Below are 19,929 nucleotides of genomic sequence, written 5' to 3' on the forward strand. Positions count from 1 at the left end.
TCAATCTTAAGGGGTGACACCCGAGTTTATTCTTCTATCAATAAAATACGAGTTTCGTAAGGTCGTAATACTTGATGGTTTGACGCGACTGCGCTCGCTGAGTTTTGATAGTTAGACAGCAAGTTTTTCGCTTTACTCATATCAAAACGTTCTGGCAGAACGCATTCCACCTCTTCAGCATAGTAGTTATTGATACACAGCAGCGTTTGCTTATCGTTCTGACGAGCGTAAGCAAAAATACGTTTGTGCTCTGGCAGTAAATCTTCATAACGGCCATCGGTGATGACTGGAACCTGTTTACGCAGTTCAATCAGACGCTTGTAAAAGTAGAACACCGAGTTCAAATCGGCAACCGCAGCTTCAGCATTGATTTCAGAGTAATTCTGCGCCACTTCAAGCCACGGCGTGCCCTCAGTAAAGCCCGCATGTTTTGCACTGTTCCATTGCATTGGTGTACGTGAGTTATCACGCGACTTCTGTGCCAAGATCGCCATCATATCGTCATGAGATACACCATCACGGTTGACCATGATGTCGTACATGTTAGTACTTTCAACATCACGATATTGGCTGATTTCGGTATAACCCGGGTTGGTCATGCCGATCTCTTCCCCCTGGTAAACATAAGGTGTGCCTTGCATCATATGCACTGATGCCGCAAGCATCTTGGCAGATTCAACACGGTATTTCTCGTCGTTACCTAATCGGCTCACAACGCGTGGTTGGTCGTGGTTACACCAGAACAGCGCCCCCCACCCTTTGCCATTTAAGCCCGTTTGCCAATGATTGAAGATCTGTTTTAACTGAATGAAATCAAACAGTGCTTTGGTCCATTTTTCACCATTTGGATAATCGACTTTCAGATGATGGAAGTTGAACACCATGGATAGCTCTTTGCCGTCTAGCGAAGAATATTGCTGGCAGTGCTCTAGTGTGGTGGAAGACATTTCTCCCACCGTCACGCTGCCGTACTTTTGAAACACGGCTTCGCTGATTTCTTGCAGATATTCGTGCACGCGAGGACCATCAGTATAGAAACGGCGGCCATCGCCAATATCATCGCTTGGGAAATCTTGTTGTTTAGAAATCAGGTTGATGACATCAAGACGGAAACCATCCACGCCTTTGTCTGCCCAGAAGCTGATGACTTCTTTGACTTCTTCACGCACTACTGGGTTTTCCCAGTTCAGATCCGCCTGCTCTTTAGCAAACAGGTGCAAGTAGTACTGCCCTGTCGCTTCATCCAATTCCCAAGCATTACCTCCAAATTTCGATTGCCAGTTGTTGGGCTCTGCGCCATCAACCGGATCTTTCCAGATGTAGTAATCACGGTAAGGGCTGTTTTTATCACCTAACGCCGATTGGAACCACTTGTGTTCTGTCGAAGTATGGTTGACCACGATGTCCATGATGATTCGAATGCCCAGCTGATGAGCCTCTGCCAACAGGGTATCGAAATCTTGCATCGTGCCGAACTCGGGGTTGATCGAGTAGTAATCGGAGATGTCATAACCGTTGTCGATCATTGGCGATTGGTAAACCGGCGTCAGCCAAATCGCATCCACACCGAGGTGTTTTAGATAATCCAGTTTAGAAATGATCCCTTTAATATCGCCCGTGCCTTTACTGCCGCTGTCACAAAAGCTTTTTGGGTAAATTTGATAGATGGTTGCGGTTTTCCACCAGCTCTCATCATGCTTGGTCATAGCCATTTCTAACACTCACTTACCAGTAATCGGAAACTTAAAATTTGAAAAGAAAAATAGGAGGAGGCAGCCAAGTCACTGCCTCAAATTGAATTACGCGTTTGCCGCCTCAAGCTCACCTTTGGCTTGTGCACGCTTATAAAGAATTAATGTTAATGCGGCAGGTACCACCATCGCGACTAACATCGCCAGAGCAAAGATGCCCCAGAACTGCGGCTGGATAGATAAGATACCCGGCAAGCCGCCCACACCGATACCGTTCGCCATGACGCCCGCACTACCACAGATAGCAGCAGCACATGCACTACCGATCATCGCACTCAACATTGGGAACTTGTATTTCAAGTTGATGCCGTACATGGCTGGCTCTGTTACGCCAAGGTAGGCGGAAATCGCCGCAGGCACTGAGATTTCACGCTCATCCTGCTTTTTACTGATGATAATGATGCCAACCACTGCCGATGCTTGAGCAATGTTCGATAGTGCAATCAAAGGCCAAATCGGCGTGCCACCCAATTCTTGCATCAACTGCAAGTCAACGGCGTTGGTTGTGTGGTGGATACCTGTGATCACAAGTGGCGCGTATAAGAAGCCGAAGATGGTTGAACCAATCATCGCAAAGTCACCCGTCATGGCTGCTTTTGCTGCGAAAGCAACGCCGTCACCCAACATACGACCGAATGGGCCAATGATAGAGTGCGCAAGAATCACAGACACAATGATAGAAACAAACGGTACTACTACTAGGTAAAGGTAAGACGGAATGATGCGTTTTAAGCGTGTTTCGATAAACGCCAGTGCGATACCTGCTAACATCGCGGGAATCACCTGCGCTTGGTAACCGACTTTCTCAATCGCAAACAACCCAAAGTCCCACACTTCAGGTACTTGCTTACCAATCAGGTAGGCGTTCATTAACTGCGGCGAAACCAATGTCACACCAAGCGTGATACCCAAAATCGGTGTACCGCCGAGCTTTTTCACGGTCGACCAACACACACCAACGGGTAGGAAGAAGAAAATTGCTTCACCAATTAACCATAGGAATGAATGAACAGTCGCCCAAAACTGACTGATTTCCGTTAGGGTTTGACCATCAAACATTTTGATGTCGCCAATCACATTACGGAAACCAAGAATCAAACCACCAGTAATGATCGCAGGCAACAGTGGTACAAAGATTTCTGCAAGGTGGGAAATACCACGCTCAACGATATTCATGTTTTGGCGAGCAGCATTCTTGGATTCGTCTTTGCTCGCTTCACTTTTACCGCTTAGCTCGATCAGTACTTTGTAAACCTCATCAACTTCAGTGCCGATGACGACTTGGAATTGACCTGCATTGGTAAAGCAGCCCTTCACCATCGGTAATGCTTCTAACTGTTTTGTGTCTGCTTTGTCCGTATCGTTTAGAACAAAACGCAAGCGAGTTAAACAGTGGCTTACACTGGCAATATTGTCCGGCCCCCCGACCAGCTCAATAAGACGCTCCACGTCTTTACGCGCAATCTTACTCATAACTTTGTCCACCCTGTATTGGATACATTCGATTCATCATTTTATTTTTATAAATGGGAACATTCCCATTTCTTAATTTTAATATTGCCACCCAAAGATAAAAAACAAAATGGGAACAATCCCATTAATTGAGAATGATCACAGTATAATTTTAGAGCAAACCGTTGTAGTGTGGATTAGCGGCAAATAGGTTGTTGAGTGAAGTGAACGACTTCTTCATCGCCATTTAATTGATTAATCAGCATTTTAGCGGACTTTTCCCCCGCAAGGGTATAACCAGGATCGACACTAAATACTTTAGGGAAAAGGAAAGAAAGCAACTCGTTACCACCCACGCCTGTCACGACCACGTCTTCACGACCCAACTCTTGAAGACGCTTGATTACGCCCAATGCAATGGTATCGCTGGCACACACAATGGCTTGCGTGTCTGCTTTCAGAACGTGGTCCACCAGCTGATAAGCACTTTCATGGCTAAGCTTACCGGTTTGGAAGCAAGGCGTAAGTTGCTTGCGCTGACACCAAGCTTTGTAAGCATTTAAACGCGCTAAGCCTGTGGTTTTATCTTCGGGATCAACACCAATATAAGCAATGCGAGATAAAGATTGCTGCTCAAGGTGAGACAAAGCCATGTCTATCACGCCTTGGTTATCATAATTGATGGAAGAGACGTTATTGGTATCCATCGCAATCACCACAATGCGATTGCCCCACTCGGCTAAGGCTTGCTCATCGCACCCAGTAAAGCCAAATACAATCACGCCATCCACATTGCGACGCTTAAGCACACTCAAGTGCTCATTGGTTTTGTCGCGGTCAAACTGACTCTCCATGATCACCGCATCATAACCAGCGGAATACAACGCATTGAGCATTGTACCAACGGCGCGATTTTCTGATGGAGAGTCTAGACGGGAGATGATAACACCAATGACTTTTTGGCTACCGCCACGCATTGATTGCGCAGATTTGGACGGTACATAACCAGATTCACGAATGATTTGCTCTACTTTCTCTCGCGTTTGAGGTTTCACTTTTGGATCGTTAGTAAGCACACGGCTTACTGTTGATTTGCCAACGCCTGCCAATTTCGCGATATCAAGAATGGTGAGTTTTTTGCTCATAAGTGATCAAACTAGAATGGATGAATGCTTAGGTGACTGAACTTTAACAGTAATAAGAGAAAAGGGAAGCAAACGCTTCCCTTAAATATGCGAATTGTGCAGATTATTTCTTTAGATATGCAGGCACGTCAGCAACACTATCAAGCACAACCGTTGCCAATGCTTCACCTTGCTCGGTGATTGGCTTACCTGTGCGAACCAAAATCTTGGTGCCAACGCCCGCTGCTTCTGCTGCCATCATGTCTTCGGCTTTATCACCAATCATCACAGATTTTTCCATGTCGATTTTCAAGAAGTCGCGAGCAGAGATAAACATACCAGGCTTAGGCTTGCGGCAATCACAATCCTGCTTGTAATCCCCAATGCCATGCTCAGGGTGATGTGGACAGTAGTAGATACCATCAAACTCAACACCATGATCAACAAAGTTCCAGTCCATCCATTGAGTCAGAGACAAGAAACGGTCTTCACTGAATTTACCACGTGCGATGCCCGATTGATTCGTCACTAGCACTAAGAGGTAACCTTGATCTTTCAGCGCTTTCGTCGCTTCAAATACACCATCAATGTACTCAAAATCATGTTCGTCATGAACGTAGCCGTGGTCAACGTTTATCACGCCATCACGATCGATAAAAACAGCAGGTTTTGCCAAAACGTATTTCTCTATTAACTCGGTTTAATCAGATTATTACATACCTTATAAACTTCAACACTATCTAATTCATTCTAGGCCTCGACAAAACAGTTGATTTGTTGGGCAAGAATCGGTAATTCTGAAGGGTCTCTCCGCTTATCTTCTCCTCGTAACTTACTCCTCATTCTTTTCAAAACAGAACATCCATACATTTAGACGTCTAGACGTAAAAATATCTATTGACTTCATTCTGGTTAACCCATAGCATCAACTGAGAAGTGAGATAAAGCTCAACATTAAGTTCTGTCAAAGGCCGTTTTTGACAGCGAAGTTCCCCGTATCTTTGGGCAGGTTGAAACATGATAGAAATAAAAAACGTCAATAAAGTGTTCTACCAAGGCAGTAAGGAAATCCTTGCCCTGAAAGACATTAACCTACACATCGCCAAGGGCACCATCTTCGGTGTTATCGGTTCATCTGGTGCTGGTAAAAGTACGCTGATCCGCTGCGTAAACATGTTAGAAGCACCAACATCTGGCTCCATCATCGTTGATGGCATCGATTTAACAAAACTCAGCAAAAAGCAGTTGGTCGAAACGCGCCGTAACATCGGCATGATCTTCCAGCATTTTAATCTGCTCTCGTCTCGTACTGTGTTTGATAACGTGGCGCTACCACTGGAACTGGCAGGCAAAGACAAATCGCAAATCACAACAAAAGTCACTGAGTTACTAAAACTTGTTGGCTTAGCCGACAAACAAGAAAGCTATCCGTCCAACCTAAGTGGCGGTCAAAAACAACGTGTGGCGATTGCTCGCGCATTGGCATCCGATCCAAGCGTACTACTGTGTGACGAAGCCACTAGCGCACTGGATCCTGCAACAACTCAATCTATCCTTGAGCTATTGAAAGAGATCAACCGCAAACTCAACATCACGATTTTACTTATCACTCACGAAATGGAAGTGGTAAAAAGTATCTGTCACGAAGTAGCAATCATCGGTGGTGGTGAGCTGGTGGAAAAAGGCACCGTTGGCGATATTTTTGCGCACCCTAAGACAGAGCTAGCGCACCAATTCATTCGCTCAACGCTGGATCTTTCCATTCCTGAAGATTACCAAGCACGTCTGCAAGCAGAGCGTGTTGATGGCAGCTACCCGTTGGTTCGCTTAGAGTTTACTGGCGCAACCGTCGATGCACCGTTAATGTCGCAAATTTCTCGTAAATACAATATTGATGTGAGTATTTTGAGCTCCGATCTTGATTACGCTGGCGGCGTGAAATTCGGCATGATGGTCGCAGAGCTATTTGGTAACGAAGAAGATGACAACGCAGCTCTTGAATACCTGCGTAAGCACAACGTAAAAGTAGAGGTACTTGGTTATGTCCTTTAATACGATTTCTGAATGGCTGAGTTTAAACAGCAAACTACTTTTAGGTGCAACGTGGGAAACGCTTTACATGGTTGCGGTTGCCGGATTAGTCGGCTTTGCTGTGGGTATTCCATTAGGCGTAATCCTCCATATTACTAAGAAAGGCGGCCTACTTGAAAACACCAAACTAAATAGCGGCTTAGGCGCTATCGTTAACATTGGTCGTTCTGTGCCATTCCTCGTACTGATGGTTGCGATTATTCCAGTGACAAAAATGCTGGTTGGAACCTTTATCGGTACAACCGCAGCAATCGTCCCACTGACTATTGGCGCCATTCCTTTTGTCGCTCGTCTTATTGAAGGTGCTTTATTAGAAGTACCGACAGGCTTGGTGGAAGCGGCACAATCAATGGGGGCGACACCAACACAGATCATCACAAAAGTTCTACTACCTGAAGCAATGCCGACTATTGTTAACTCAGTAACGATCACCTTAGTCACTCTCGTTAGCTACTCGGCCATGGCGGGTACGGTAGGCGGCGGCGGCCTAGGCGACGTAGCCATCCGTTACGGTTTCCACCGCTACGATGTAACTATCATGGCCGTGACTGTCGTGATGTTGATTGTTCTAGTACAGATTATTCAGTCTATCGGCGACGCAGTGGTGCGCCGTGTAGACCACAGATAAGCATCAAAAATACAAATTATAAGGAGATAAAGATGAAATTTAGCCTTAAAGGTCTTTTGACTGTAGCAACGGCCGCCTCTGCTCTTGCTCTAGCGGGTTGCGGCGACAAAGAAGTAGACGTAAACAAAGTAAAAGTTGGCGTTATTGCTGGTGCTGAAGCACAAGTAGCCGAAGTTGCCGCTAAAGTAGCAAAAGAGAAATACAACCTAGACGTTGAGCTAGTAACATTTACCGATTACGTAACACCAAACGCCGCTCTGGATGATGGTTCAGTAGACGCGAATGCGTTCCAGCACAAACCATACCTAGACCAACAAGTGAAAGACCGCGGCTACAAACTGGCTATCGCGGGTAACTCATTCGTTTACCCTATTGCTGGTTACTCTAAGCAAGTGAAGTCAATCGATGAAATCCAAGATGGCGCACGCATCGCAGTACCAAACGATCCAACAAACCTAGGTCGCTCACTACTGCTTCTTGAGCAACAAGGTTTGATTACACTACGTGATGGCGTTGGTCTACTCGCTACAGTACGTGACATCGTAGGCAACCCTAAAAATATCGAAATCATTGAGTTAGAAGCGCCACAACTTCCACGTTCATTGGATGACGTAACGCTATCTATCATCAACACCACTTACGCAAGCTCTATCGACCTATCGCCAGAGCGTGACGGCGTGTTCGTTGAAGATAAAGACTCACCATACGTAAACCTAATTGTTGCTCGCGAAGAAAATGTTAATGCGCAAAACGTACAAAACTTCGTAAAAGCTTATCAAACGGAAGAAGTTTACGAAGCAGCAAAAGAGCTATTCAAAGGCGGCGTAGTGAAAGGTTGGTAATCCCACTTTTCTAAACCGTACTGAAAATATAGTCTGAACATAAAAGGGCTGATGTGAAAACATCAGCCCTTTTATTTCTCTATCTAACCATTTAAGTAACCTCAATTAGTTACTTAAGGTGGTCCCAAGAGATATTCGACACGATTCGGCAGTCATCACACTTAAAGTGAAATATGTCATGTAGTGGCTCATCGAGTAGCCACTCTCCACCGCATTTTGGGCACTTGCGCGCTTTCTCACTCTCCAGCGACTGACCACCGACACGATATTGGTAATAGTACGTAGGAACCTTGGTGATGTATTCGATACGACCTCGCAAATCCCAACCGCGGCGGAACAACACGCTGTCTACATCGCAAATCTCGTGCAGCGCCGCATGCTCTGCACGGCACCCGCCAGCCATTTGGATTTCATCGCACGCTTGCCATTCTGTCTGCCATTTGATGACGGCTTTATGGTCACCATTTAGCGTCGGCTCATTGCGATACAAAGGAATCGGCAACAACGTTTCCCCACTGCGCAATGGCGAACACGTATGAACATAAGTTGTGTACAACACTTGCCAGCTAGGGATCTCTTCTTCGGCCGCTTGTTCTGAATTTAAATCACGGCCAAGCATACGCATTTTCGGTGCAAGCAAAGACGCGTCTGACAAACGGTTCATGCACACTTTGACAAAATCTGAGTGATAACGTGGATGCAAACTGTCTTGCTCTGGGCAAACGACACGAACATAAAACTCGCCATCTCCCATCACTATAGGGAATTCTCGGCCTAGTACTTGGCCGTTGTAACGCAACGCATCCATCAAGCCATTAATGGCTTTGTCTACCGCGCTGACGGTGGTGTTATCAAAACACTCAAACTGCAACTCAACAACGTACATATTTAGACAGCGGCCTCTAACTTGCTCAAGAACTCAGCCAATGAATCCGCTAGCACATCGCGTTTAGACGTACCTAAACGCTCTAAAATCACATTACCAGTGAGGTTACAAATCGAGATCACATCCATTTCCTCATCTGTCGCCGCGATAAATACCGTTGGTTTAAGTTTCAGGCGACGTTGCGTCACCAAATGACCAAGAATATTTTCTTGTAGGCGCACAAAGTCATCATCGCTCCACACTTGCAGCAACGTCAACGAATTACCTTGCCAAGTTGCCTCCATATCGGCGCTGTATTGAGAACCATAAAAGGCTTTTACATCATCTTGCAGTGACAACTCAATAGCATTTTCCACATTAGTGAAATCGGCCATCTCATTACGCGCGACCGCTTTCCAAAGCACCTTTCCATCACGCTTCTCTTCGACACAAGGAGAAACAAGATCTGCAAGCTCTTCACTGCTTGGCAACTCATTATATTTAGCTTGCCAAGCTTGTTGGTAGCGCAGGCTGAACTCTTGTAGCGCCTGAGTAACGTTTTGGGTCATGAAGGTCTCCTCATTCCTTATTTATCAGATAGCCGTGTTTGCCGGATGGCAATTGACCAGCGGATTCAGTAAAATTCTCGCCATTCTAATCGAAAACGACCACAAAGTATGAGCAAATATTCTGACGCTAAAGAGCTTGCTGGCCTAACACTAGGTAAAAAGACCGAGTATGCGAACCAATACGACCCAAGCTTGCTGCAACCAGTCCCTCGCAGCCTGAACCGAGATGACCTTCAGTTAGGCGATACTCTGCCTTTCATGGGGCACGACATTTGGACGCTGTACGAGCTCTCTTGGTTAAATAGTAAAGGTTTACCACAAGTGGCCGTTGGCGAAGTATACATTCCAGCCACCAGCGCAAACTTGATTGAATCGAAGTCTTTCAAACTGTACTTAAACAGCTATAACCAAACCCGCTTTGCAAGCTGGGAAGAAGTTGAAGAGCGTTTAACGCAAGACCTATCTGAATGTGCCGGTGAAAAGGTGTTGGTCGAGGTGAACCCGGTTACTCACTACACCAATCAACCTATTGTGACAATGGAAGGCGAATGTATTGATGACCAAGATATTGACATCACCAGTTACGATTTTGATGCTGATTTGCTTGAAGGCGCAGCAGGTGAAGAGCAAGTGGAAGAAATCCTACATAGCCACCTATTGAAGTCAAACTGTTTAATCACCAATCAACCCGACTGGGGCAGTGTAGAAATTCGCTACCAAGGTGCGAAAATAGATCGCGAGAAACTGCTGCGTTACTTGGTATCTTTCCGCGAGCACAACGAATTTCACGAACAATGTGTTGAGCGTATTTTTACGGATCTAATGAAATACTGCCAACCAAGCAAACTGACCGTATTCGCCCGCTACACGCGCCGTGGTGGCTTGGACATCAACCCGTACCGCTCAACGGAACAAGACAAGCCAGATCACAACCACCGCATGGCTCGTCAGTAATCACGTTAGTGACAGAAATAAGTTCGGTAATCTAAAGGGTTACCGGACGTTTTTATTGTCCAAGCATGTTACTATATCAAATGGCTTCAACCTGCATTTAAGGGGCTTGTTGAGGTCTTTTACCGTTATCCGCCATATCTAAAAACAGTTCGAGGGAACGAAAGGATGTTTTGGGACAGTTCGCGTCTATTCAAGTTGATTGGCTTTCTTTGCTTGCTGTTTGTACAGCCGCTTCATGCGACTATTTTATCGTCCGCGTTACTCAACGAAGCACAACAATTGGCGGAAATAGAGCCATCACAAGCAAAACAAGCGGCAACCAACTACTTGTCACAACGTGAGCTAACGGAACGCAAAGAGAGTGACAGCCCTTCTGCGATATCTCGTGACGAGACCGATCGTAGCGTTCGCACACCAAGCAGCACCATCGAAGCACACAAGATTATCGCTCAGGCAGACTACGCCATGGGTAACGTTCGTTCGGCTATCGAACACCTAAACAAAGCCGAGCGCTTAGCGCAAGAATATCAATTGCCGTACATGGATTTAGATCTCCAGCTGATGCGCAACCAAATGATTTGGATGTACGACAAAAACTACTCAAAAGCGGAAGACACGCTTAACCAAATTGAGCAGCAACTCGATGAAGCTGATGCGGTATTGCAACGTACCGACAGCGTTCGCTATCGATTAGTGATGCAAAGAGCGCTCCTCGCTTCACATAGTGGCGATCTGATTAAAGCGGAAAGTTTGTATTCTCAAGCCAAAACTATGCTTGAAGACAGCCGATCTGACTTAGCCTTGATCGACTATTACACAGCCGTCGGCGAGTTTTATCTGAATAGCAAGAAATACAATTTGGCTTTGTCGGAACTGCTTTACGGTTATTGGCAATCTATTGAGAGTGACAGTGGCGCAAGGTTAGCAAAAGTTAATCGCCTGTTGGCAAGACTCTTCCAAGAGCGTCGAGTTTACGACAAAGCGATCGAATACTTATCTCAAGCCGCAGACTTCTATGACTCCTACCCTAGCTCTCCCATCCTAGCGGATGTCCTTGAGCAAATGGGTGACATTTATTTTTACCAAGGCAAGTTTAACCTTGCCTTAGTGCACTACTTCAACGTGCTGGACCATGAAAGCACCAGTAAGAACATTAATCGGATCATTAAGATTCGCTTAAGCTTAGCGGCTACCTATCTGCAACTCTATAACTACGCGCTAGCTGAGCAATACCTAGACCGATCTAAAGAGCTTTTAGAATACACTGACATTCCTAAGCTTGAAGCAAAGGCAGCGTTGCTTCAGTCAGGCCTGGCTTATCATCAAAACGACAGCAAAAACGTCATTACCAATGCAAAGCTGGCGTTAACACTTGCTGAAAAGTCACCTGAGAATAACAACTTCATTAAGCAGCAGTCTTACCGCTTACTCGGGCTTGGTTACGAGCAGGCAGGCGAATACCAACTTTCTCTGCAGGCTTATAAGAAATACACCAACCTTGTGCGTTTAGAGCAAAAACAGCTCAACCAAATCAGTGAGGATGCATTCCGCCAACAAAAAGAGTTTGCTGAACAAACCATCCACTATATCGGCCAATCGGAACGCCTTGAGCAAGTGGAAAGGGAACACCGCAAATTCCAGAAAATCTCATTCGCATTGTTTATTACTGTGTTGGTGATGTTTTTGTTCATTATGCGCCGCGGCGTGATCATGCAACGCCAAGCAAGTGAAATCGAAAAACTGCGTAATGATCTCTTCACTCACTCTCGTTCCCGTTTGCGTAACTTGCGTATGCTGAACGTGAAGCTCTCTCGCTCATTGAAAAAGTCGAGCGAAACTTTCGAGCAATGGCAAATGGGCGAATTGATCCACGAGCCACTTAACGATCGCCTGCGCTTTGTCATGATCGACTTGCCATTCCTACGAAGCATGTACGTCCACAACGGTTATAAAGCGGGTCTAGAGCTGGAGCGCGCATTTGGCGACTTTCTAGCGGAAAAGATAGAAAAGCCATCACGTCTTTACCATTTCTCAGATGCAAACCTACTCTATATCGAGCCGAACGCTGACCGTGATGCTTCTGCCGAAGTCATGTTCGAGAAATTCCAGACTTGGGTGGATGAGTTCGCTCAGCAGCACAACGTCAACCGTATTATTCGCATGGGTATCAGCGATTATCCGTTCTTACCACGAGCCTACACTGCAATTAACGACGAGGAATTACTCGATCTGTTGCTGCTTGCGACTCACATTGCGCGAGAAGTCAGCTTGAAGGATAAGCAAAGCCACTGGGTTTTCTTGAAAGCCATCGATAACGCACCTGCCGCGAGCTTTGCAACGGGTAACATAAGAACTGCCTGTCAGCATGCCATTAGCCAAGGCCTGATTAAGATCCATTCGTCCTACAAGAATGAGGACGACATCAAGAAAATATTAAAAAATGGATAATTAAACGCCTGTTAGACATAATAACTAATGACGCTATAACGTTTTTTGTTATTATCGGATAATTGTCAGTAGTACATGGACTTAACCGTAGTCACTTCATGGGAATCTTGGAATCCGATATTCAGTCGCAGCTTCATCAGCTGAGTTGTCAACTTGACCAACTCAGGCTGACACATCGTGATACTTCACTCAAATTCAAACGTGAACAACAAGTTCTTAAACGCGTTGTGGCATCATTGTCTTCAGCTTGCCAGGGTTCGAATACCCAGGTATCCAATTACCTGTTTGAAATCCAACAAGAGCTGCAACATCAAAAAGATATCAGTACTCTTATCCCACGTTTAGCGGTATTAGAGAGAATGCTCAAACAGCAGTCGAAGACGATGGACAAACAGAACGGCTACCTAGACGAACAAATCAAACACAGTGGTGAAACACTCCAACGTGTCACAGGGTTACCTGCGCAGTTAAAACGTGAACTACGGAACTTAATGAGTTTCTCAGAAGCTCATGCCAGCAATAAAGCCGATCAAGCCACTAAGCTACTGAGCATTTACGAACGCGCTCTGAAAATCATCACTTCCAACTCGCGTTTGCATCTCAGTGAGTTTGAGAATAATCCTGATAAGTCTCAACTTGAGTGCTTAGCCAGCGATCTACAACATACCATCACCGAGCTGGATTTTGAGGGAGAAACGGGAGATCGATTGCTCGATATTCGGGCTAAGCTGCTTCTTGGCGTCAGCGCGGAATCTCTCATTGAGCTAACACTTTCAACGCTAAAACTGGTTGTCGAAGCAACAAAGTTCGAGCGCGAAGCGTCTAGCCAATTCCTTGATCAGCTGAACACTTCTCTCGCAAATAACCTAAAAACCGTTCATCAGAACGTCGACCAACATCATACCTACTTTGAGCACCGCCAAGAGCTCAACACAGAAATGAACAGTCTGGTTGAATTGAGTCAACTATCGCTCGACCAAGCTCAAGATCTAGCGGATGTAAAAAAAGAAGTCGCCCCGTTACTTGCGAAAATGGCGTCGCTGACAGAGCGACTTAAAATGACGGAAGAACGAGAACAAGCGCTGCAAGAGCGTTTGAATTACAGTAAGAACCAGCTCGAAGCCGTGTTTGAAACCACCCAAGATCATCGTCGACGCTTAGATGACCAAGCTCAGCGCATGTTGCTAGACCCTCTGACTAAAGTCTATAACCGCACCGCATTTAATGATCGACTAGAGCTAGAGTATCGGCGTTGGATTCGCTCTCAACAGAATCTGCGTGTAGTGTTGTTTGACGTTGATAACTTCAAAGCGGTGAATGACAGCTATGGCTATACGGCTGGTGATAAAGCGTTGAAGATCATCGCTCGCACCATTAATAAACGCGTATCAGAAACTGAAACGGTAGCTCGCTTTGGTGGCGAAGAGTTTATTTTACTCGTTCCAGAACAATCTGAAGAATACACACTGGATCTCATTAAACATATCCAGCGTGATATTAGCCAATTACCATTTAAGTTCCGTGAGCAAAATATCATGATTACCTTAGCCGCTGTATCGACGTCTTTCAAAGAGTCCGATACGCCAGAGTATGTGCTCGATCGTCTTGGCAAGATGCTTGCAGACGCTAAAAAACGTGGAACAAACCAGCTTAACTGGAGCTAAGATTCGTACAAAAAGCGAACAAACAAACCAGAATTGGCGAAATTTACGCTTTATAACCACCCATTTTCAACGAGTTATCACATTTCTTCCCTTTCAGTCTGCTAAGCTGTAAAAACCCAAGTCACTTCAAGATGATGCATTTACAGAACGCGAATGTACCATCTTGAGGTTGCTTGGGAGTCAATAACCATAAAACCAAATCGGCCAACTGCCTTTCATCAAACCATACGTATAACCCAAAAAGGTGAGTTGGTACTTTCCCTCAAAATAATGCAACACAAGGAGGCGTTATGATTACCCATATAAGCCCCGCTGGTAGCATGGACTTGCTATCTCAATTAGAAGTAGAGCGCTTAAAAAACACGGCCTCGAGTGAACTTTATCAACTGTACCGCAACTGCACGTTAGCGGTGTTGAACTCCGGCAGTCATACCGATAACTCGAAAGAGCTGCTCGATAAACACCAGTCGTTTGATGTCAACGTCGTGCGCCGCGAGCGTGGTATTAAGCTTGAGCTGACTAACCCACCTGAACACGCCTTTGTCGATGGCGAGATAATTAAAGGTATCCAAGAGCATCTGTTCTCCGTGTTACGCGATATCGTTTATGTCAATATGCATTTAGCAGACGCACAACGACTCAACCTGACGAACCCAATTCACATCACTAACCTCGTGTTCGGTATTCTGCGTAATGCCAGAGCACTCACACCAGGTATCGAGCCAAACCTCGTCGTGTGTTGGGGTGGTCACTCTATCAATGGCGTGGAATATCAATACACACGTGAAGTCGGTAACGAGCTTGGCTTGCGTGAGCTTAATATCTGCACGGGTTGTGGCCCTGGTGCGATGGAAGGGCCAATGAAAGGTGCCGCTATCGGACATGCGAAGCAGCGTTATACTCAGCAACGTTATCTTGGTTTAACCGAGCCTTCGATTATTGCAGCCGAGCCACCAAACCCAATCGTGAATGAGCTGGTTATCATGCCAGACATCGAAAAGCGTTTGGAAGCCTTTGTGCGTATGGCGCATGGCATTGTAATTTTCCCTGGTGGTCCGGGTACTGCAGAAGAGTTGCTGTATATTCTTGGCATTATGATGCATCCAGACAACGCCGATCAGCCAATGCCTATCGTGTTAACTGGACCAAAAGAGAGTGAAGAGTACTTCCGCTCTATCGACGAGTTTGTTCGCGATACACTTGGCGAAGAAGGTCAAAAGCATTACGAGATCGTCATTGACGATCCGGCAGAAGTGGCACGCATCATGAAGCGCTCCATGGACTCTGTACGCCTTCACCGAAAAGAAAAAGGCGATGCTTATAGCTTTAACTGGTCATTAAAAATCGAGCCTAACTTCCAGTTACCATTCGATCCAACTCATGAGTCGATGGAGCAATTGGATTTAAGCTTAGATCAAGAACCTCAAGTCTTAGCGGCCAACCTGCGTCAAGCTTTCTCCGGTATCGTGGCTGGTAACGTCAAAGCCGAAGGCATTCGAGAAATCGAACGTCGAGGCCCTTTCACCATTCACGGTGATCCTGTGCTAATGAAAAAGCTCGATAAGTTACTACAAGACTTTGTCGAACAACACCGAATGAAATTACCTGGCGGTTCAGACTACGAACCGTGTTATCGCATCGCTCACCCAGAAATTGGTGGTCGATAGTCAGGCTAGCATTCGTTACACTAGGGGCATTACGCCCCTTTTTTATTGCTAAGTCATTATGTCTATTCATCTTGTTATTATTGATGCCCTAAACCTGATCCGCCGTGTTCACTCTGCACAACCGGATCCAACCGACATAGCAAGAACCATCACCACGACACAAAGAACCCTCACTCGCATTCTGTCAGAAGCCAACCCGACACACATCATCGCGGTTTTCGATCACCATGAACAAGACAGAGGGTGGCGAGCTGAGATTCTCCCAGACTATAAGCAAAATCGAAAACCAATGCCGGAACCACTGATGCAAGGTCTAGATGCGATTCAGCAAGCATGGTGGGAACAAGGTATTGATTCATTGCTTTCTGAAGGCGATGAAGCGGACGACTTGGTTGCTACTCTCGCGACGAAAGTGGCCAGTCATGGTGAAAAAGTCACCATCGTTTCTACGGATAAAGGCTACTGTCAGCTGCTTTCTCCTACCCTACAGATCCGTGATTACTTCCAACATCGTTGGTTAGATGAACCGTTTATCGAAAAAGAGTTCGGCGTAAAACCGAGCCAACTGGCCGATTATTGGGGGTTAACGGGGATCAGCTCTAGCCAAGTGCCGGGGGTTCCGGGCATTGGACCAAAAGCGGCGAAAGAGATTCTTACTCAGTTTGAGAATATTGAAGCAGCCTACGCCAGTGAAGACCTCGCACCGAAATACCGTAAAAAATTAGACGAGCACATTGAGTCTGCACGCTTATGTAAACGCGTCGCGGCTTTAAAGTGCGACATTGAACTCGGCTTTAACTTACAGGACATTCGCTTTACAGGACCAAATAAAGCGGAATAGTGTCTGATGATGGTTTCAAACCATAAAGCTCTCAGACAATAAAAAAAAGCGCCATTTGAAGGCGCTTTTTTCTATTCTCGGGACTATCCCCAAATGACTAGGAGATAGAATTAGTACGGCGAAATGTTCGATAGACACTGGATATGAATCGTGATTTCTTCACGATCATGATACAAATGCTTAGCTTGTAGTCTGAACTTTACCTTATTATCAATCAGGAACTGCTTCAGGTTTTCAAGGTCTTGCAGCACCTCGTCATAGCGGCCTTTCATTGGCAGCTTAAGGTTAAAGATTGCCTCTTTCGCCCAACCTTTTAACAGCCACTGGCCCATAAGGTGAGCAACACGAGCTGGCTTTTCTACCATGTCACAAACAATCCATGTTACGTTCTTACGGTCTGGTTCGAATTTAAAACCATCCACCATATGATGCTTGATCTGGCCGGTTTCCATCAAGCTGTCTGCCATCATGCCGTTATCGACACAGTGAACGAACATCGAGCGCTTCACCAGTTGGTACGTCCAACCGCCTGGACATGCCCCTAAATCGACCCCCCACATTCCTGGAGCCAAACGCTCATCCCACTCTTCACGTGGAATAAAGACGTGAAATGCTTCTTCCAGTTTAAGCGTTGAACGACTTGGGGCGTCTGTTGGGAACTTAAGGCGAGGAATACCCATGAAGAACTGAGAGTTATTGTCTGTGTAAGAATAGCCGACATAACAGTGGCCAGGCTCCACAAAACAAATGTGCAGTACTGGCTTCTTCGCGTTGTCTTTGTTCAACATTAGACCTTTACCGCGCAACGCTTGACGCATTGGGACAGTAAATTTACGGCAGAATTTCAGTAGCTCTTTCGCTTCATTCGTATCCGGAGTTTCAATTCTCAAATCCCCACAGCGAGGAAACGCTTCAATGTCTGCTAGCTCATTCAAAATTGGGCTAATGCGGTCATCACTTGGCAGCGATTGAAACTCAGCCGCTACCGCAAACATTTGGCGAGCGAAGATTAACGACTTAAAGTCCAAACCTCTCGCAAGTTTGTCCGCATCTCCATCTTGGTAACACTCGAAGACAACATAACCTGAGTTTCTCTTCACACGAGGGAAGCCATACACTTCCAACTGTGTCGCTTTGTCCTGAATTTCACCAGCACACTCTTTCTCAAAGCCAGAACGGCAATAGAGCATTAGTTGTTTCACTTGGAGACCTCTTTGATATTGAACGCAGCAAAAAAGAACAGACACCAAGCAATCATGAACAGCAATCCTCCCATTGGAGTAATCGGCCCAAACCACTTAATGCCTGTCAGCGCCAGTGCGTAAAGACTGCCGCTAAAACAAAAGATGCCGATGATAAAGCAAATCGCTGCAATGAAAAAATATTTTTGTGCTTTTTGTCCCAAATTCAATAGCAATAAAACCGCACAAAACACAATCGCCAGCGTGTGAATAAATTGGTACAACACTCCGGTCTCAAATACGCCAAGCAAATACGGAGCCAGCTGAGCTTTTAGCCCATGTGCAGCAAAGGCACCTAGAGCGACAGAAACCAGCCCAGACAGACCAGAAAATGAGAGTAACCACTTACTTTTCACGGTACACCCCTTTGATAAACGCCGCTAACTGCTCTACCGCGAGCTCGATGTTACCCGCCTCGGTATGGCCTGAGCTCTTGCGCGGTTTAAAGCTGTGGTCACCATCGGGTAAAAAACTCACCTTAACTTGCGATGAAAGGACAAAGTCATCGAACTCCTCACGCTTACCAAAGGTGTCTCGCTCCCCTTGTAGAATCAGCGTAGGTTTCTCAATAGTTGCTAAGTGCTCGCCTTTGTATTTCTCTGGTTTTCCCGGTGGGTGAAAGGGAAACCCTAAACAGGCAATGCCCGCCACCAGCTCATTTTCAGCCAGTAAACTCGACATGCGACCACCCATTGACTTACCACCAATGACAATAGGTTGAGAGGTAAAGTGAGCAATCACTTCTTCATAGGCTTCAAGCAGTTTTGGCGCACGATCTGGTGGACGCTTTTTCCCATCTTCCGCTCGCTTAATCATATACGGGAAGTTAAATCGCACCACGCGAATTCCTTGCTCAACTAATCCTTTGGCAACGGCGGCCATGAAATCATGTTCCATCCCCGCTCCAGCGCCATGGGCAAAGATAAATAGAGGACCGCTTTCAGGTCCCTCAACTATCCATTGGCTCATCTAATACTTCCTCTTGCTCTTTTCTCGCGGTCGCTAACATCCAGTCTCTAAACGTTGCGATTCGGCCCATATCTGCCTGCTGTTCATGACACACCACGTAGAATGCATTCTTGGAGATCAACACCTCGTCGAATGGCGCGATGAGTCGTCCAGCTTCCATTTCTGGCTTGGCGAGTACGTTGTTACCAAGCGCGACCCCCTGACCATGCGCAGCAGCCTGTAGCACCATCGTCGAGTGACTGAAAATAGGACCGTGGTTTACATTGATACCTTCGATGTTGTAATGACGCGCAAACTGCTTCCAGTCTTTACGCGAAGTATCATGTAACAAAGTGTGTAATTTGAGGTCACTTAGAGATTCTAATGGTTTGTTGCCTAAAAGTAACGAAGGTGAACAAAGTGGGATCAGAAACTCTTGGTACAATTTATCCGCTCGCAAACCCGGCCAATTCCCACGGCCATAGTAGATAGCGACATCTACATCATCAGTCAGTGAACCTTCATCCATATCCACAGCTTTAATACGTACATCGATATCTGGCTCTTGAGCATTAAAGTCGGCCAAACGAGGCACCAACCATTGGATAGCAAAACTCGGCGGTAGACTGATCGTCAATGCCCCTTTTTCACTACGTTCCAATACCTTATCTGTCGCCTCGGCAATCGAGGTGAAAATATCTTTGATGTCGAGAAAGTAACTTTGTCCTTCTTCTGTCAACAATAGCGAACGATTACGGCGACGAAAGAGCTTCAACGATAAGAACTCTTCGAGTGCTTTAATTTGGTGACTGACCGCGGCTTGAGTAACAAACAACTCTTCTGC

18 protein-coding genes are annotated in these 19,929 nt (G+C 45.9%); 8 read left to right on the plus strand and 10 right to left on the minus strand.

What is annotated here, in order from left to right:
* Window positions 1-26: 26 nt before the first annotated feature.
* The 4 genes from treC to gmhB form a co-directional block, all read right to left on the minus strand.
* Window positions 27-1,712 (minus strand): alpha,alpha-phosphotrehalase, encoded by a 1,686-nt coding sequence (gene treC, locus CAG69_RS04005; protein ID WP_161442826.1) that lies wholly within the window; start codon window positions 1,710-1,712, stop codon window positions 27-29.
* Between the two features lie 87 nt (window positions 1,713-1,799).
* The gene (gene treB / locus CAG69_RS04010; protein ID WP_046874302.1) at window positions 1,800-3,224 is read right to left on the minus strand and encodes a PTS trehalose transporter subunit IIBC; all 1,425 of its coding nucleotides are present in this window, start codon (window positions 3,222-3,224) and stop codon (window positions 1,800-1,802) included.
* Window positions 3,225-3,400: 176 nt separating this feature from the next.
* Complete coding sequence (treR, locus tag CAG69_RS04015) at window positions 3,401-4,348, minus strand: trehalose operon repressor TreR (protein ID WP_161442828.1); 948 nt, start codon at window positions 4,346-4,348, stop codon at window positions 3,401-3,403.
* A 103-nt stretch (window positions 4,349-4,451) separates the two neighbouring features.
* Entirely contained in the window at window positions 4,452-5,003 is a 552-nt protein-coding gene (gmhB, locus tag CAG69_RS04020) for a D-glycero-beta-D-manno-heptose 1,7-bisphosphate 7-phosphatase (protein ID WP_005391350.1), read from the minus strand.
* Window positions 5,004-5,344: 341 nt separating this feature from the next.
* On the opposite strand from gmhB, the gene metN reads away from it, so the two are divergent.
* Genes metN through CAG69_RS04035 form a run of 3 tightly spaced genes read left to right on the plus strand, consistent with a single transcriptional unit; the run spans window position 5,345 to window position 7,888 of the window.
* Complete coding sequence (gene metN, locus CAG69_RS04025) at window positions 5,345-6,379, plus strand: methionine ABC transporter ATP-binding protein MetN (RefSeq protein WP_161442830.1); 1,035 nt, start codon at window positions 5,345-5,347, stop codon at window positions 6,377-6,379.
* A complete protein-coding gene (locus tag CAG69_RS04030) occupies window positions 6,369-7,046 on the plus strand; it encodes a methionine ABC transporter permease (protein ID WP_005383604.1) in 678 nt (225 codons plus the stop codon). Before metN ends, CAG69_RS04030 begins: the two co-directional genes overlap by 11 nt.
* A 32-nt stretch (window positions 7,047-7,078) precedes the next feature.
* Window positions 7,079-7,888 (plus strand): MetQ/NlpA family lipoprotein, encoded by an 810-nt coding sequence (locus tag CAG69_RS04035; protein ID WP_005381966.1) that lies wholly within the window; start codon window positions 7,079-7,081, stop codon window positions 7,886-7,888.
* Window positions 7,889-7,997: 109 nt separating this feature from the next.
* On the opposite strand, the gene CAG69_RS04040 is transcribed toward CAG69_RS04035, so the two are convergent.
* Window positions 7,998-8,774, minus strand: a complete 777-nt coding sequence (locus tag CAG69_RS04040; protein ID WP_005391359.1) for a Zn-ribbon-containing protein — start codon at window positions 8,772-8,774, stop codon at window positions 7,998-8,000.
* A 2-nt stretch (window positions 8,775-8,776) separates the two neighbouring features.
* Complete coding sequence (gene syd, locus CAG69_RS04045; RefSeq protein ID WP_005391362.1) at window positions 8,777-9,322, minus strand: SecY-interacting protein; 546 nt, start codon at window positions 9,320-9,322, stop codon at window positions 8,777-8,779.
* Between the two features lie 108 nt (window positions 9,323-9,430).
* On the opposite strand from syd, the gene queF reads away from it, so the two are divergent.
* The 5 genes from queF (at window position 9,431) to xni (ending at window position 16,896) form a co-directional block, all read left to right on the plus strand.
* Window positions 9,431-10,276 carry an NADPH-dependent 7-cyano-7-deazaguanine reductase QueF gene (queF, locus tag CAG69_RS04050; protein ID WP_161442832.1) on the plus strand — a complete coding sequence of 282 codons (846 nt, stop codon included), beginning with the start codon at window positions 9,431-9,433 and terminating at the stop codon, window positions 10,274-10,276.
* A gap of 165 nt (window positions 10,277-10,441) precedes the next feature.
* Window positions 10,442-12,724, plus strand: coding sequence for a tetratricopeptide repeat protein (locus tag CAG69_RS04055; RefSeq protein ID WP_161442834.1), 2,283 nt, complete (start codon window positions 10,442-10,444; stop codon window positions 12,722-12,724).
* A gap of 98 nt (window positions 12,725-12,822) precedes the next feature.
* Window positions 12,823-14,388 (plus strand): GGDEF domain-containing protein, encoded by a 1,566-nt coding sequence (locus tag CAG69_RS04060; protein WP_031780205.1) that lies wholly within the window; start codon window positions 12,823-12,825, stop codon window positions 14,386-14,388.
* 290 nt (window positions 14,389-14,678) lie between these two features.
* Window positions 14,679-16,055, plus strand: coding sequence for a nucleotide 5'-monophosphate nucleosidase PpnN (gene ppnN / locus CAG69_RS04065; RefSeq protein WP_005391372.1), 1,377 nt, complete (start codon window positions 14,679-14,681; stop codon window positions 16,053-16,055).
* A 58-nt stretch (window positions 16,056-16,113) separates the two neighbouring features.
* Window positions 16,114-16,896 carry a flap endonuclease Xni gene (gene xni / locus CAG69_RS04070; RefSeq protein ID WP_005391374.1) on the plus strand — a complete coding sequence of 261 codons (783 nt, stop codon included), beginning with the start codon at window positions 16,114-16,116 and terminating at the stop codon, window positions 16,894-16,896.
* 110 nt (window positions 16,897-17,006) lie between these two features.
* Here the strand turns inward: xni and rlmM are convergent, their stop codons facing one another.
* The 4 genes from rlmM to CAG69_RS04090 form a co-directional block, all read right to left on the minus strand.
* The gene (rlmM, locus tag CAG69_RS04075; protein ID WP_161442836.1) at window positions 17,007-18,098 is read right to left on the minus strand and encodes a 23S rRNA (cytidine(2498)-2'-O)-methyltransferase RlmM; all 1,092 of its coding nucleotides are present in this window, start codon (window positions 18,096-18,098) and stop codon (window positions 17,007-17,009) included.
* Window positions 18,095-18,493 carry a DUF423 domain-containing protein gene (locus CAG69_RS04080; protein WP_161442838.1) on the minus strand — a complete coding sequence of 133 codons (399 nt, stop codon included), beginning with the start codon at window positions 18,491-18,493 and terminating at the stop codon, window positions 18,095-18,097. The genes rlmM and CAG69_RS04080 overlap by 4 nt, the downstream gene beginning before the upstream one ends.
* Window positions 18,483-19,106 (minus strand): alpha/beta fold hydrolase, encoded by a 624-nt coding sequence (locus tag CAG69_RS04085; RefSeq protein WP_161442840.1) that lies wholly within the window; start codon window positions 19,104-19,106, stop codon window positions 18,483-18,485. The genes CAG69_RS04080 and CAG69_RS04085 overlap by 11 nt, the downstream gene beginning before the upstream one ends.
* The coding region (locus CAG69_RS04090; RefSeq protein WP_161442842.1) for a transcriptional regulator GcvA at window positions 19,087-19,929 on the minus strand (843 nt) is incomplete at its 5' end. The genes CAG69_RS04090 and CAG69_RS04085, both read right to left, overlap by 20 nt.

Origin of the sequence: Vibrio sp. V43_P6S15P86 (genome assembly GCF_009904725.1) — a bacterium.
GTDB classification, from domain to species: Bacteria; Pseudomonadota; Gammaproteobacteria; order Enterobacterales; family Vibrionaceae; genus Vibrio; species Vibrio diabolicus.

Bases quoted from the DNA above. Each gene is read 5' to 3' on its own strand.
- treC (WP_161442826.1), bottom strand. From the start codon at position 1,712: ATGGCTATGACCAAGCATGATGAGAGCTGGTGGAAAACCGCAACCATC.
- treB (WP_046874302.1), bottom strand. From the start codon at position 3,224: ATGAGTAAGATTGCGCGTAAAGACGTGGAGCGTCTTATTGAGCTGGTC.
- treR (WP_161442828.1), bottom strand. From the start codon at position 4,348: ATGAGCAAAAAACTCACCATTCTTGATATCGCGAAATTGGCAGGCGTT.
- metN (WP_161442830.1), top strand. From the start codon at position 5,345: ATGATAGAAATAAAAAACGTCAATAAAGTGTTCTACCAAGGCAGTAAG.
- CAG69_RS04030 (WP_005383604.1), top strand. From the start codon at position 6,369: ATGTCCTTTAATACGATTTCTGAATGGCTGAGTTTAAACAGCAAACTA.
- CAG69_RS04035 (WP_005381966.1), top strand. From the start codon at position 7,079: ATGAAATTTAGCCTTAAAGGTCTTTTGACTGTAGCAACGGCCGCCTCT.
- CAG69_RS04040 (WP_005391359.1), bottom strand. From the start codon at position 8,774: ATGTACGTTGTTGAGTTGCAGTTTGAGTGTTTTGATAACACCACCGTC.
- syd (WP_005391362.1), bottom strand. From the start codon at position 9,322: ATGACCCAAAACGTTACTCAGGCGCTACAAGAGTTCAGCCTGCGCTAC.
- queF (WP_161442832.1), top strand. From the start codon at position 9,431: ATGAGCAAATATTCTGACGCTAAAGAGCTTGCTGGCCTAACACTAGGT.
- CAG69_RS04055 (WP_161442834.1), top strand. From the start codon at position 10,442: ATGTTTTGGGACAGTTCGCGTCTATTCAAGTTGATTGGCTTTCTTTGC.
- CAG69_RS04060 (WP_031780205.1), top strand. From the start codon at position 12,823: ATGGGAATCTTGGAATCCGATATTCAGTCGCAGCTTCATCAGCTGAGT.
- ppnN (WP_005391372.1), top strand. From the start codon at position 14,679: ATGATTACCCATATAAGCCCCGCTGGTAGCATGGACTTGCTATCTCAA.
- xni (WP_005391374.1), top strand. From the start codon at position 16,114: ATGTCTATTCATCTTGTTATTATTGATGCCCTAAACCTGATCCGCCGT.
- CAG69_RS04085 (WP_161442840.1), bottom strand. From the start codon at position 19,106: ATGAGCCAATGGATAGTTGAGGGACCTGAAAGCGGTCCTCTATTTATC.